Origin of the sequence: Phycobacter sedimenti (assembly GCF_038148855.1) — a bacterium.
GTDB classification, from domain to species: domain Bacteria; phylum Pseudomonadota; class Alphaproteobacteria; order Rhodobacterales; family Rhodobacteraceae; genus Phycobacter; species Phycobacter sedimenti.
The window spans coordinates 636,471-649,566 of record NZ_JBBVGR010000001.1 but is presented as its reverse complement, the minus strand read 5'-3'; the positions used below and the strand labels follow the sequence as shown (position 1 = coordinate 649,566).

Annotated in this window: 11 protein-coding genes; 5 read left to right on the top strand and 6 right to left on the bottom strand. The window is 61.5% G+C overall.

Annotated features, from left to right (window positions below; all coding sequences use genetic code 11):
• Positions 1-204 precede the first annotated feature (204 nt).
• The 3 genes from kynA to AADA15_RS03040 all read right to left on the bottom strand — a co-directional run bounded on the left by kynA (position 205) and on the right by AADA15_RS03040 (position 3,332).
• Positions 205-1,038, bottom strand: coding sequence for a tryptophan 2,3-dioxygenase (gene kynA, locus AADA15_RS03050; RefSeq protein WP_341640076.1), 834 nt, complete (start codon positions 1,036-1,038; stop codon positions 205-207).
• Positions 1,039-1,200: 162 nt separating this feature from the next.
• The gene (kynU, locus tag AADA15_RS03045) at positions 1,201-2,394 is read right to left on the bottom strand and encodes a kynureninase (protein WP_341640054.1); all 1,194 of its coding nucleotides are present in this window, start codon (positions 2,392-2,394) and stop codon (positions 1,201-1,203) included.
• Positions 2,395-2,561: 167 nt separating this feature from the next.
• The gene (locus tag AADA15_RS03040) at positions 2,562-3,332 is read right to left on the bottom strand and encodes an SDR family NAD(P)-dependent oxidoreductase (RefSeq protein ID WP_341640053.1); all 771 of its coding nucleotides are present in this window, start codon (positions 3,330-3,332) and stop codon (positions 2,562-2,564) included.
• Positions 3,333-3,506: 174 nt separating this feature from the next.
• On the opposite strand from AADA15_RS03040, the gene AADA15_RS03035 reads away from it, so the two are divergent.
• The 5 genes from AADA15_RS03035 (at position 3,507) to AADA15_RS03015 (ending at position 9,749) form a co-directional block, all read left to right on the top strand.
• Positions 3,507-4,460, top strand: a complete 954-nt coding sequence (locus AADA15_RS03035) for an MBL fold metallo-hydrolase (protein WP_341640052.1) — start codon at positions 3,507-3,509, stop codon at positions 4,458-4,460.
• 224 nt (positions 4,461-4,684) lie between these two features.
• Positions 4,685-5,134, top strand: a complete 450-nt coding sequence (locus AADA15_RS03030) for a methyltransferase family protein (RefSeq protein ID WP_341640051.1) — start codon at positions 4,685-4,687, stop codon at positions 5,132-5,134.
• 139 nt (positions 5,135-5,273) lie between these two features.
• Positions 5,274-6,848: a Re/Si-specific NAD(P)(+) transhydrogenase subunit alpha gene (locus tag AADA15_RS03025; protein WP_341640050.1), complete on the top strand. Its 1,575-nt coding sequence runs from the start codon at positions 5,274-5,276 to the stop codon at positions 6,846-6,848.
• A 13-nt stretch (positions 6,849-6,861) separates the two neighbouring features.
• On the top strand, positions 6,862-8,295 hold the full coding sequence (locus AADA15_RS03020; protein ID WP_341640049.1) for an NAD(P)(+) transhydrogenase (Re/Si-specific) subunit beta: 1,434 nt from the start codon (positions 6,862-6,864) through the stop codon (positions 8,293-8,295).
• Positions 8,296-8,468: 173 nt separating this feature from the next.
• Positions 8,469-9,749: a DUF3422 family protein gene (locus tag AADA15_RS03015; protein WP_341640048.1), complete on the top strand. Its 1,281-nt coding sequence runs from the start codon at positions 8,469-8,471 to the stop codon at positions 9,747-9,749.
• Here AADA15_RS03015 and AADA15_RS03010 read toward each other — a convergent pair.
• From AADA15_RS03010 to AADA15_RS03000, 3 genes are all read right to left on the bottom strand, one after another.
• Positions 9,685-10,758, bottom strand: coding sequence for a YeeE/YedE family protein (locus AADA15_RS03010; protein ID WP_341640047.1), 1,074 nt, complete (start codon positions 10,756-10,758; stop codon positions 9,685-9,687). The genes AADA15_RS03015 and AADA15_RS03010 overlap by 65 nt on opposite strands.
• A gap of 252 nt (positions 10,759-11,010) precedes the next feature.
• Positions 11,011-12,003 carry an ABC transporter permease gene (locus tag AADA15_RS03005; RefSeq protein ID WP_341640046.1) on the bottom strand — a complete coding sequence of 331 codons (993 nt, stop codon included), beginning with the start codon at positions 12,001-12,003 and terminating at the stop codon, positions 11,011-11,013.
• On the bottom strand, positions 11,996-13,003 hold the full coding sequence (locus tag AADA15_RS03000) for an ABC transporter permease (protein WP_341640045.1): 1,008 nt from the start codon (positions 13,001-13,003) through the stop codon (positions 11,996-11,998). Before AADA15_RS03000 ends, AADA15_RS03005 begins: the two co-directional genes overlap by 8 nt.
• Positions 13,004-13,096 lie beyond the last annotated feature (93 nt).

Sequence of the window (13,096 nt, the reverse complement as noted above, 5' to 3'; positions counted from 1 at the left end):
GGGTGGGGGGCTGGGCGCTTGGGGGGTTGGGGTGGTGGCGGGGGGGGGTGCCCCGGCCGCTCACCCCGCCCGGCCGGGGGGGGGGCCCGGGGGGGGGGGGGGGCCCCGCCCCCCCCCCCGCCCGGGGGCCCCGGGCCCAACGGGGCGAGGGGGTCGCCAGACCCCGAGGCCGGGCGGGAGGGCTGGGTCAGCGGCGTGCTTGCCTCAGAGTTCGGTGCGCAGGTGCCAGAGTTCGGGGAACAGCTCCACATCGAGCATGCGCTTGAGATAGCTGACGCCGCCGGTGCCGCCGGTGCCGCGCTTGAAGCCGATGACCCGCTCGACGGTGGTGACGTGGTTGAAGCGCCAGCGGCGGAAATAGTCCTCGAAGTCCACCAACTTTTCGGCCAGTTCGTAGAGCTCCCAGTGCGTTTCGGGGGCTTCATAGACCCTTGTCCATGCTTGCTGAACCGCCGCATGGGCTTCATAGGGCTTTGAAACGTCGCGGCTGGTGACCTCCTCCGGCAGGGCGATGGTGTTCGACAGGATGCGTAGCGCCACGTCATAGAGCGAAGGTAGTGCCAGCTCGCTCTCAAGCTGCGCTGTGATCGCCGGATCATGGGCATGCGGGCGCAGCATCGCGGCATTGCGGTTCCCCAGCATGAATTCGATCAGCCGGTACTGGTGGGATTGAAAGCCCGAGCTTTGCCCCAGCGAATCCCGGAAATGCGTATAGTCTGACGGCGTCATGGTGCGCAGCACATCCCAGGCTGAATTCAGCTGCTCGAAAATCCGCGCAACGCGGGCCAGCATCTTGAATGCGGGACGGGAATCGCCTGCCAGCAGGCAGTCGCGGGCGGCGTTCAGCTCATGCACCGCAAGGCGCATCCACAGCTCGCTCGTCTGGTGCTGGATGATGAACAGCATCTCGTCATGGGCATCGCTGAGCGGCTTTTGCGCGTCTAGGATTGTGCCAAGCGACAGGTAGTCGCCATAGGACATGCGCCCGTCAAAGGACATCTCGGCGCCGTCCTCGGCCGGGTCAAAAGGGGTGGAGATTGGGCATTTGGTCATCGGGTCTTTCCTGTTCCTTGGGATAGCATACATCAGGGAAAGGAAAGGATCCTCCGGTTTAAGCGTCCACACATGGCCAGGCGGCGCCAAAGCGCCACCCAGCCCGCAGGCCTGCACAAGGGAAGGTGCTGCGCGCGCGGCTTCATCTCAGGTCACGGCAGCGCGCTGCTTGTATTCGGCGCGGTCCCACAGGCGATTGCTCATGACATTTTTCAGGATCTCCACCGCGCCCAGGACATCGCCCTCGTCGATGAACAGCGGAGTGAAGCCAAAGCGCATGATGTCCGGGGCGCGGAAGTCCCCGATCACGCCGCGTTCGATCAGCGCCTGCATCGCCGCATAGCCTTCGTGGAAACGGAAGGACACCTGGCTGCCGCGCTGGCTTCCATCGCGCGGAGAGGCCAGCGCCAACTCGGGGCAGGCGGTTTCGACTTCTGCGATGAAGAGGTCGCACAGGGCGATCGATTTCGCGCGCACATCCTGCATGTCCACGCTGTCCCATATATCCATCGAGGCCTCCAGCGAGGTCAGCTGGATCACTGGCGGAGTGCCGACGCGCATCCGCTCGATCCCGCGGCCCGGGCGGTAGTCCAGATCAAAGGCAAAGGGCGCCTCGTGACCAAGCCAGCCGGACAGGGCCGGGCGGGCCACATCCGCATGACGCGGTGCGACATAGATGAAGGCGGGGCCGCCGGGGCCGCTGTTGAGATACTTGTAGGTGCAGCCCACGGCAAAGTCGGCCTTGCAGCCCGCCAGATCCACCGGCAGGGCACCGGCCGAATGGGCCAGATCCCATACAGTCAGAGCGCCCGCTTCATGGGCCTTGGCCGTGAGGGCCTTCATGTCGTGCTTGCGCCCGGTGCGATAGTCCACCTCGGTCAGCATCAGCACGGCGATTTCGTCGGTGATATTCTCGGCCACGGCCTCGGGGTCGACCACGCGCAGTTCGTAGTCTTCGCCAAGGGATTTCAGCAGGCCCTGCACGATGTAAAGGTCAGACGGGAAGTTGCCATTGTCCGACAGGACCACCTTGCGGCCCTTGTTCATCTCAAGCGCCGAAGCAACCGCCTGATAGACCTTGATCGACAGCGTATCGCCCATGATCACGTGATCTGCCTCGGCGCCGATCAGCCGCGCAATGCGATTGCCGACCGCGGTGGATTTCTGCATCCATCCGGCCTTGTTCCAGCCGGTGATCAGCATCTTGCCCCATTCCTCGGTCATCATGGACGACACGCGCCCGGTAGCGGCCTTGGGGAGCGGACCCAGCGAGTTGCCATCAAGGTAGATTACCCCTTCAGGCAGGTCGAACAGGGCCTTGGTCGCGGCAAAATCGGTCATCGGAACCTCATGTGGGGGAGCGAAGCGGGGTGCCTCGATGTTTCATGCTTGAAGGATTTTGTATCCAATATTCAAAAATCTGTCCAGAGGCGTTTTTCTCCCGTACGCCATAACGAAAACGCCGCCAGATTTCTGGCGGCGTGTCTTTCAACGACAGCGGGCGGCTCTCAGGTCTGGCCGCCTGCTATCTCGATTGTCTGGCCGTTGATCGACTGGGAGCCGGGTCCCACCAGCCACATGGCTGCTGCAGCGACCTCTTCGGGTTCGATCAGGCGCTGGTGACGGTTGGCATGGGTCATCATCTTGAGTGCTTCGTCTTCGCTGACCCCGGCGCGGGCCGAAATCGAAGTGATATTGCGCTCGACGATGGGCGTATCCACGTACCCCGGGCAGATTGCGTTAAACGTAAAGGGCGTGCCCATGTAGTCTTCGCTCAGTGCGCGGGTCAGGCCGATCATGCCGTGTTTGCTGGCAGAATAACATGCGCCGCCCTTGAGGCCGCGCAGCCCGGCGATAGAGGCAACCGTGATGACGCGGCCCCAATCGGTCGCACGCATCGACTTGAGCGTTTCGCGAATGGTCAGGAAAGCGCCGTCAAGGTTGGTGGCCATCATGTTGCGCCAGAAGTCGAGCGAGGTCTTGTGAACCGCCTTGCCCTCGGCGATGCCCGCATTGGCGACGCAGATCTGGATCGGCCCGCGCGCCGCGACGGCGGCCTCGATCTTGGCGATGATGTCGTCTTCGTTGCGCACATCCATGGCCAGCGGATGCAGGCCCTTGGTTGCGACTTCCTCCAGTACCTCCTGGCGGCGCCCGGTGATGGTCACTTCCGCACCCTGCTCGGCAAGGGCGCGGGCGATCGCAAGGCCAATACCGGTGCCGCCGCCCGTGACCAGTGCGTGTTTGCCCTTCAGCGATTCAGTTGTCTGTGAAGTCATTCCATAAGTCCTCCCATATTTGCATCCAGCCTAACGGGCTGCAGGGGCAGGGCAAGAAAGCCGTCCCGTCACATGTGTAGATGGGGTTCGAAAGGATCGGTCTTTTTCCATCTGACCATTTACAATCATATTCATAAGTGTGAATTATTTGGCATCCATTTTTGGGAGGACACCATGAAACCATTGTTCACCAGCCTGCTGGCAGCTGCATTTGGCGCAGGCGCCGCATTTGCCAGCGAAGATATTGCAGACCAGTACCCGCAATCCGAACTGTACTCCAAACCGGTTGAGGTCATCCCGCATGTCTTCTCGGCGATCGGGGCCACTGCGCCGCCGACCTATGAAAACTCGGGCCACAACAACAACCTGTCCTTCATCGTGACGGATGAAGGCGTGGTCGTCGTCAATGGGGGCGCGTCGGCGCGGCTTGCGGCGGCCCTGCATGAGGAAATCAAGGCCCTCACCGATCAGCCCGTTGTTCTGGTGATCAACGAAAACGGCCAGGGCCATGCGATGCTGGGCAATTCCTACTGGGTGGACCAGGGTGTTGATGTCCTTGCCCATGTGGACGCGATTGAAGCTTTCACAAAAGAAGCCGATTTCATCCTGCAGGGCATGGAGCGCTACAATCGGGACAAGGCCGAGGGCACCCGGATCGTGACCCCGAACCTGTCATTCGAGGACAGCTACAGCCTGACGCTCGGTGGGGTGCAGATCGAAGTGATGCACATGGGCCCGGCCCACGATCCGGGCGACACCCAGGTCTGGCTGCCGCAGTCGAACCTGTTGATCGCTGGCGACATCGCCTTTCACGAGCGCATGCTGCCGATCTTCGAGGGGATCTGCACCTCCTGTTGGCTGGAAACCTGGGAAACCAAGCTCGAGCCTTTGAACCCGACCTACGTGATTCCCGGCCATGGGCACCCCACGAACCTCGCCCAGGTGCGGCGTTACACCTACGACTACCTCAAGGACCTGCGAGAAAAGATCGGGGCCCATATCGAGGCGGGCGGAGACCTGGCGGGAGCCTACTATGTTGATCAGGAGCGCTGGAAGGGACTGGATACCTTCGAGGAGCTGGCAACCAAGAATGCAGGACGCGTGTTCGAGGAAATGGAGTGGGAATAAGGTACGCTCCGTTTGCATGCCAAAGTATACGTAGGAAAACCCGTAGAATTGTGCAGGATCGTGCCGCATCCCGGAACAGAATCGCCGTATTGGGAGCATTTTGGACATTCTGTCCTTTTCTGTTTGCCAATTTGTGCAAATCGCTGGACCCATTGGCCGGATAGGGAGAGTTTGCGCCGGATGATCTTGTATTTCCTTCCTGACTTCGTGACGGTGCGGGCCTGATGCGCTGGATTGATCTTCCTCCCCTTTGGTTGCTGGCCTGCGTGGTAATCGCGTGGCTGCAGGCCAGCTATTTGCCGTATGGGCTGAGCTTTGGTGGCCCTTGGGCCGATTTACTGGGTGGGATCTTTGTTGGCGGCGGCATTCTGTTGATGCTGCTCGCTGTTGTCGAAATGCGGCGCCAGCGCACCACGATCATCCCGCATCAGACACCCAGCCATCTGGTGCAATCGGGGATCTTCAGCCGCAGCCGCAACCCGATCTATCTGGGTGACGTACTGGTGCTGACCGGGCTGATCCTCAGGTTTGACGCGGTGTTGTCCTTGCCGCTGGTGCCGATCTTTGTCTGGATCCTGGAGCGGCGGTTCATCGAACCCGAGGAAAACCGGATGCGACGGACGTTCCGGCAGGACTGGGCCAGATACGAAGGAAAGGTACGCCGCTGGGTCTAAAGGTCATGCGGCGGCGCGGCAAAATGATGCGGCGACGCGGCGAAACGCTTGCGCAAAAATATTGCGCAGGATAATCAAAATATTTGCGATCCGTACCCGGTGCTTTGCTGGCACGGGCAAGACGAGGGGGACCGACAAGGTGAAAATAGGTACACCAAAAGAAGTAATGAAGGGCGAGGCGCGCGTCGCGATGACGCCGGATTCGGCCAGGCAGCTGCAGAAGCTGGGCTATGACTGCGCTATCGAAAGCGGCGCAGGGCAGTTGGCCGGTTTCAGCGATGCCACCTATGAGGAGGCTGGCGTCGAGATCATCAAGACGGCGGCCGCCCTGTGGAAGAACTGCGACATCGTTGCCAAGGTGCGCATACCGACCGAAACCGAGCTCAAGCGGCTGACGGCGGGCAAGACGCTGATCTCCTTCTTCAACCCGGGCGCCAACGAAGAGGGGCTGGAACTGGCCCGCTCCAAGGGTGCCAATGTCATCGCCATGGAAATGGTGCCGCGCATCAGCCGCGCGCAGAAGATGGACGCGCTGTCCTCGATGGCGAATATCGCGGGCTACCGTGCCGTGATCGAGGCGGGCAACAACTTTGGCCGTTTCTTCACCGGTCAGATCACCGCTGCGGGCAAGGTTCCCCCGGCGAAGGTTCTGGTTGTCGGTGCGGGTGTGGCCGGTCTGGCCGCCATCGGCGCCTCCACCAGCCTCGGCGCGGTGACCTATGCCTTTGACGTGCGCCCCGAAGTGGCGGAGCAAGTCGAATCGATGGGCGCCGAATTCGTCTACCTCGACTTTGAGGAAGAACAGCAGGACGGTGCGGCGACCGGCGGTTACGCCTCTGTGTCCAGCCCTGAGTTCCGCGAAGCGCAGCTTGCCAAGTTCCGCGAGCTGGCCCCCGAAGTGGACATCGTGATCACCACCGCGCTGATCCCCAACCGCGAAGCGCCCAAGCTCTGGCTTGAGGACATGGTTGCGGCGATGAAGCCTGGCTCCGTGATTGTCGACCTTGCGGCCGAAAAGGGCGGCAACGTCGAAGGCACCGTGATGGACGAGAAGGTCGTCACCGACAACGGCGTCACCATCATCGGCTACACCGACTTCCCGAGTCGGATGGCCTCGCAGTCCTCGACGCTTTATGCCACCAACATCCGTCACATGATGACCGACCTGACCCCGGAAAAAGACGGTCAGATCGTGCACAACATGGAAGACGATGTGATCCGCGGCGCGACGGTCACCTTCGAGAAGGAAATCACCTTCCCGCCGCCGCCGCCAAAGGTTCAGGCGATTGCCGCGCAGAAGAAACCCGATGCGCCGAAAGAACTGACCCCGGAGGAAAAACGCGCGCAGGAAATCGCCGCGTTCAAAGCGCAGACCAAGCAACAGGTGACCCTGCTGGCCGTCGGCGCAGCGCTGCTCTTGGGCGTGGGTCTTGTCGCTCCGGCCAGTTTCATGCAGCACTTCATCGTCTTCGTGCTGGCGGTCTTTGTTGGCTTCCAGGTGATCTGGGGCGTGGCGCACAGCCTGCACACACCGTTGATGGCGGTGACCAATGCGATCTCCTCGATCATCATCCTGGGTGCGCTGATGCAGATCGGTTCTGGCTCCTTCCTGGTGATCCTGCTGGCGGCGCTGTCGGTCTTCATGGCCGGGATCAACATTTTCGGCGGCTTCCTCGTGACACGGCGCATGCTCGCCATGTTCCAGAAATCCTAAGGAGTACAGGTAGATGGAATACGGATTCACCACGGCGGCCTATGTGGTAGCAGCTGTGCTCTTCATTCTTTCGCTGGGCGGCCTTTCGGGGCAGGAAAGCGCAAAACGTGCGGTCTGGTACGGGATTGCCGGCATGGCGCTGGCGGTGTTTGCCACACTGATCGGACCCGGCTCGGGCCTGTGGCTCCTGTCGCTGGTGCTGATCGCCGGCGGTGGCGTGATCGGCTACTTTCTGGCCAATCGCGTGCAGATGACGCAGATGCCGGAGCTGGTTGCGGCGATGCACTCGCTTGTCGGTCTGGCGGCTGTGTTCGTGGGCTTTATCGCCCATATCGAACTGGGCCGCGTCATGGCCATGGACGACAGCGCCAAACAATCGCTGGAAGGTTTTGCCAAGCTCCTGGCCAAAAAGGACGGTGTCGAGATCGCCATCCTGCGGGTCGAGCTGTTCCTCGGTATCTTCATCGGTGCGGTGACCTTCACTGGCTCTGTCATTGCCTATGGCAAGCTGGCGGGCAAGGTCGGCTCGGCAGCAACCAAACTGCCCGGTGGCCATATGCTGAATGCCGGTGCGGCAGGTATCTCGCTGCTGTCGCTGATCTGGTACTTCAACACCGGCGGCCTGCTGCCGCTGATCATCATGACCCTTGCCGCGCTGTTCATCGGCTATCACCTGATCATGGGAATCGGCGGCGCCGACATGCCCGTCGTGGTGTCGATGCTGAACAGCTATTCCGGCTGGGCCGCGGCGGCGATCGGCTTCTCCCTTGGCAACGATCTACTGATCGTTGTGGGTGCTCTGGTGGGCTCCTCGGGTGCGATCCTGTCTTACATCATGTGCAAGGCGATGAACCGCTCGTTCATCTCGGTGATCCTGGGCGGCTTTGGCGGCACTTCGGGTCCGGCGATGGAGGTCGAGGGCGAACAGGTCGCGATCGACGCGGACGGGGTTGCCACTGCACTGGACGAGGCCGACAGCATCATCATCATCCCCGGTTACGGCATGGCCGTGGCACAAGCCCAGTCCAATGTGGCCGAGCTGACACGCCGTCTGCGCGCCAAGGGCAAAGAGGTGCGTTTCGCGATCCACCCGGTTGCGGGTCGTCTGCCGGGCCACATGAACGTTCTGCTGGCCGAAGCCAAGGTGCCTTATGACATCGTTCTTGAAATGGACGAGATCAACGAGGACTTCCCGGACACCGATGTCGCCATCGTCATCGGCTCCAACGACATCGTGAACCCGGCGGCGCAGGAAGACCCAAACAGCCCCATCGCCGGCATGCCGGTTCTGGAATGCTGGAAGGCCAAGCAGGTCTTCGTCTCCAAGCGTGGCCAAGGCACCGGCTATTCCGGCATCGAGAACCCGCTGTTCTACAAAGAGAACACCCGGATGTTCTACGGCGATGCCAAGAAATCGCTGGACGATCTTCTGACCAAGATCAGCTGATCTTTCCTAGGCAAAACATCGAAAAGGCGCTCCTTCGGGGGCGCCTTTTTGCATTTCCTTCCGCTTCTTATTGTTTGTATGCCGTTGTATCCCTGTAAGTCATTGAATTGACGTGCTTCTTTACAGGGTTCGCGGTCTCGTTTATGCTCGGATCACCCCAATGGAGCCTCGCAATGCCCCCGATCCAGGATCACCCGTTGCGCTATCAGCTCGCCAATGAGCTGCATGCCCGCCCGTTTCCGACAATGACATGCCCAAGCACGGTGGTTTATCTTGCCGTCAAACAGCCCGAAGAGGCCGTGCACAGGGATCGCAGCCTGGACATTGCCCACCTTGCGGACCTTCTTGACCGTCACGGCGCTCCTCATCCCAAACCGGGTGCGACACACCACGAGGCCAAGCTGGGCCGTCACGTTCTGAAATGGGAGCAGCATACTGAATTCGTCAGCTACACCCTCTACAGCGATGGTGTCAGCGAGCGCCCCTTTGATCCGGTGGATTTCGAAGTGTTCCCCTCGGACTGGCTGGAGGCTGCACCGGGCCAGCGTATCACCTCGCTGATGGTCCGCGTTTTGCCGCGTCCGCCCGCCGGCGAGATCAAATCCCTGTTGCAGGACTGGCTTGTGCCCGAAAGCATGGCGGTGTCGCGCGTGCTGGACGACAGCGCGGTGGTGGCCGGAGATTTTCGCATCGATCCAGCCGGTCACATGCGCTTTGCCGCCTTCGTCAACCCGGAAACCGGCAGCCGCAGGATCGGTCGTATCGTCCAGCGCCTGTGCGAGATCGAAACCTACCGCGCCATGTCGATGCTGGGGTTTTCCCGCGCCCGGAGCCTGTCGCCCACCATTGGCGGCCTCGATACGCACCTCAGCGAAATCATGGTGGAGATGACCGGCAGCAGCGTTCCGGCAGAACAGACCCTGTCGCACCTTCTGACCGTCTCTGCCGAGTTGGAGGCCATGGCCGCCCGTGCCGCGTTTCGGTTTGGCGCAACCGGCGCCTATGAGGCTTTGGTCAACCAGCGGATCAAGCTGCTGCGGGAAGAGCGGCTTGAGGGCTTTCAGACCTTTTCGGAGTTCATGCTACGCCGTTACGAGCCGGCCATGCGGACGGTGAAATCCACCGAGGGGCGTCTTGTGACCCTTGCCGACCGGGCGCGCAGGGCAGGGGAGTTGCTCAGAACCCGTGTGGATGTGGAACGCAGCGCCCAGAACCAGGCGCTTTTGGAAAGCATGGACCGCCGGGCGGATACCGCTTTGCGGCTTCAGCACACGGTCGAGGGGCTGTCCGTGGTCGCGATCAGCTACTACGCGGTTTCGCTGGCGGCCTATGCAATCTATCCCCTCGCCGGGGCGCTTGGCCTCAGCAAGGGGATGTTGACTGCGGTAATCACTCTGCCGGTTGTGGCACTCGTGTGGCTCGCTGTGCGGCGGATCCGGAAGAAGCTGCATTGAGCGCCGCATGGGTGGCGATGCCGCCCAGGATGATCGAGGCGAGCGCCAGAATGGCTGCAACACCGAGGGTGGGAACGCCTGCAAGACCTGCACCCACGGTGCAGCCTCCGGCCAGAACACCGCCCACGCCCATCAGAACTGCACCCAAGAGGTAGCGACCGGTCTGCGAGGGGCTTTCAAAGCTCTGCCACTGGAAACGGCCAGTAGCCAGGGCCGCGATCAGTGCGCCTGCGAGCACGCCACCCACGAGGCCGGTGCCAAAGCTGCCGGATACGGCACTGGAGGCCACTACGTAGAACAGCGAGTCGGCTGACGGCGCGGTGAACGAGAGGCTCTCCATAGCGATGGGGTCGAATTCATCATAAAGCACATAGCCTGTGCCCACCCAGGCCAGCGGCACCAACAGGCCGATGACAGCCGCGCCGACAAGCGCCGGGATGCGATTGCCCGACCGCAGGGCGATCACCAGAGCGGCAATGACAATCAGGGCGGCCCAGACAAATCCTCCGCCGGGCAGGGCCGCCAATGAGGAGGCTTCGCCGAGGTGAACTGTGACCGAACCAAGGCTGGTGCGCAGCGGTGCCAGAACGCCTTTGAGCGTGGCATGGGCGGTGATGGCAAAGACTGCGATCACCAGAAGCGCGCGCAGGTTGCCGGTGCCGCTCAGGACCATCAGGCGGGACACACAGCCGCGCGTGAGGATCATGCCCGCGCCGAACATAAGCCCTCCGGCCACAACAGCCAGAACCGGCAGGTCAGCGGCCAGCAGGCGGTGATCCCCAAAGCTGATCCAGCCCTGCGACACGGCACTCTGGGTGCCCAGAACTGCAACGGCGAGGGCCAGCGCCCAGACGCCTGCCGCCTGGCGACGGTCGCTGCCGGTGATGGTGCGGCGCAGGCAGAAGCTGGTGAGCTGCGCCAGCACGCCAAAGACAAGGCCAATGCCAAGGGCAAAGAGAACAGACGCCTCGCGGGCCGTGGTCTCTTCAAGACCAAGTGTTTCGAACATGACGTTCTCCATCGGTAAATCGGAACTTTTTCCCGAAATGGCGGGAATATTCCGGCCTAGCAAGGGGAAGGCCTGTGATCCGAGGGTTTGTATGAGGGAAACTGTTCTGCGGTAGCGGCCTCAGCCGGTACACAGGTTTTGGCAAGGCAATGTTGCAAAGACAAACCGGCCGCCCAACAGGGGGCGGCCGGAGGCTATGTTCTTATTTGAATATGTGCGGGCGTTGAAACCGCTTTGCCTGATCCGGCCCGCTTAGCGTCCTCGGATTCGTGGATCCAGCGCGTCGCGCAGGCCATCGCCAAGATAGTTGACGCTCAGCACGGTCAGCGAGATCAGGATACCGGGCCACAGGACACGCTCAGGGAAGAGCGTCATGCGGTCCACCGCGTCGTTCAGAAGGCGCCCCCAGGTGGGGAAGTCCGGCGGGAAGCCGAAGCCAAGGAACGACAGCGCCGATTCCGTGATGATCGCGGTTGCGATCCCCAGCGTGGCCGAGACCATGATGGGCGACAGCACGTTGGGCAGGATGTGGCGCGTGATGATGCTGCGCGGGGTGGTCCCGATCGAGCGGGCCGCCAGAACGAACTCCCGCTCCTTGATGGCCAACACGTCGCCCCGCACGATCCGCGCTGTGGGCATCCAGGAGGTGATCCCGATCAGGCAGACGATCAGGACGAAGACGCCGCCCTCGGGTCCGATGCTTTTGGACAGGGATTCCCGGAACAGGACCGCAGCCACCAGGATCATCGGCAACAGGGGCAGGGCCAGGAACAGATCGGTGAGGCGCATCAGAAGGCCGTCGAGCTTCTTGAAGTAACCGGCAACAACACCCACGAGGGACCCAAGCAGCAGGGCCAGGATCATCGCTGCCATGCCAACCGCCAGCGATACACGGCCACCGAACATCAGGCGTGCAAGCGTGTCGCGGCCCAGGTTGTCGGTGCCGAGCGGATAGGCCCAGTCCATCTTGGCCGAGGGGTCCCAAAGTACGTGATAGATCGGGCGCATGTCACGCAGCTTGATGAAGTCGCGCCCCGTGGGGACGAACTGCGCATCGTTCCAGTAGACGAAGGGACCGACGATCACGCCAAGGCAGATGAACAGGAACAGACAACCGCCGAACAGGGCGCCACGGTGGGATTTGAACTGATCCCAGATGTCACGCCACTGGCTCCGGGCGGGTTTGTCGGATTCCTGCTGCACGCTCGAGTGCTGTACGGCCTTATCTTTGGCTGCATCAGTCATAGCGAATCCTCGGGTCAAGAATGCCGTACAGCACATCGGCGATCAGGTTGAACAGCACGATGAGTACGGCAAAGATAAAGGTCAGGGTTTGCACCATCGGCAGGTCATTGGCCTGGATGGCGCCGATCAGAAGCTGGCCGATGCCGTTCACCTTGAACACCTGCTCGGTGATGATGGCGCCGCCAAAGATCGACGGGATGCCGAGCGCGATCACCGTGACCACCGGGATCATCGAGTTGCGCAGCACATGAACCATCACAACCACATATTCGCTGAGGCCCTTGGCGCGGGCGGTGCGCACGTAATCCTGGTTCAGGTTATCCAGCATCGAAGCGCGCATGAAACGGCTAAGCTGCGCAGTGATCTGCAGCGCCAGAACCATCACGGGCATGATCATCTGTTGCAGCTGTTTGACGAAGCTGTCCCAGCTGTCGACCACCAGCGTGGTGTCATAGATCGACGGGAACCAGCCCAGCTGGACCGAGAAGATCACGATCACCAGAACCCCCGAGAAGAAGGGCGGAACCGAAAAGCCGACCATGGAAACGAATGTCCCCATCTGGTCGAACCAGCTGTACTGGCGATAGGCCGAGTAGATGCCGATCGGCAGGGCGATCAGGATGGCGACCACATAGGCGGTGCCAACAACCCACAGGGTCTGCGGCATCCGCTGAATCACGATGTCCATCACCGGCGAGCGGGTCTGCCAGGAAATCACGCGCAGATCGCCTTGCGAGAAGGTGGTGCCGAAATAATGGTCGATCATGACCTGGGGTTCGATCCAGAAGAATTGAACCAGCCATTTCCAGAACCGGATGTATGCAGGCTCGCCCAGCCCGAGGGCCTGACGCATCTTCTCTTTGACTTCGGGGGGAACGGTCAGCGGGACCTGTGCCATCGGATCGCCAGGGGCGAGCTCGAGCAGCATGAAGATCACGAGGCTGATAAACAGCAACGTCGGGACTGACAGGATCAGTCGCCTGATTGTAAAGGTCAGCATCAGTGAGGCGCCTTTGGATTTTCGTTTTTGTCAGGGCAGAGCAGCGGAAGGTCCGCCTATGCTCCATTTGTCCGGCGCGCTAAAGCGGATCAG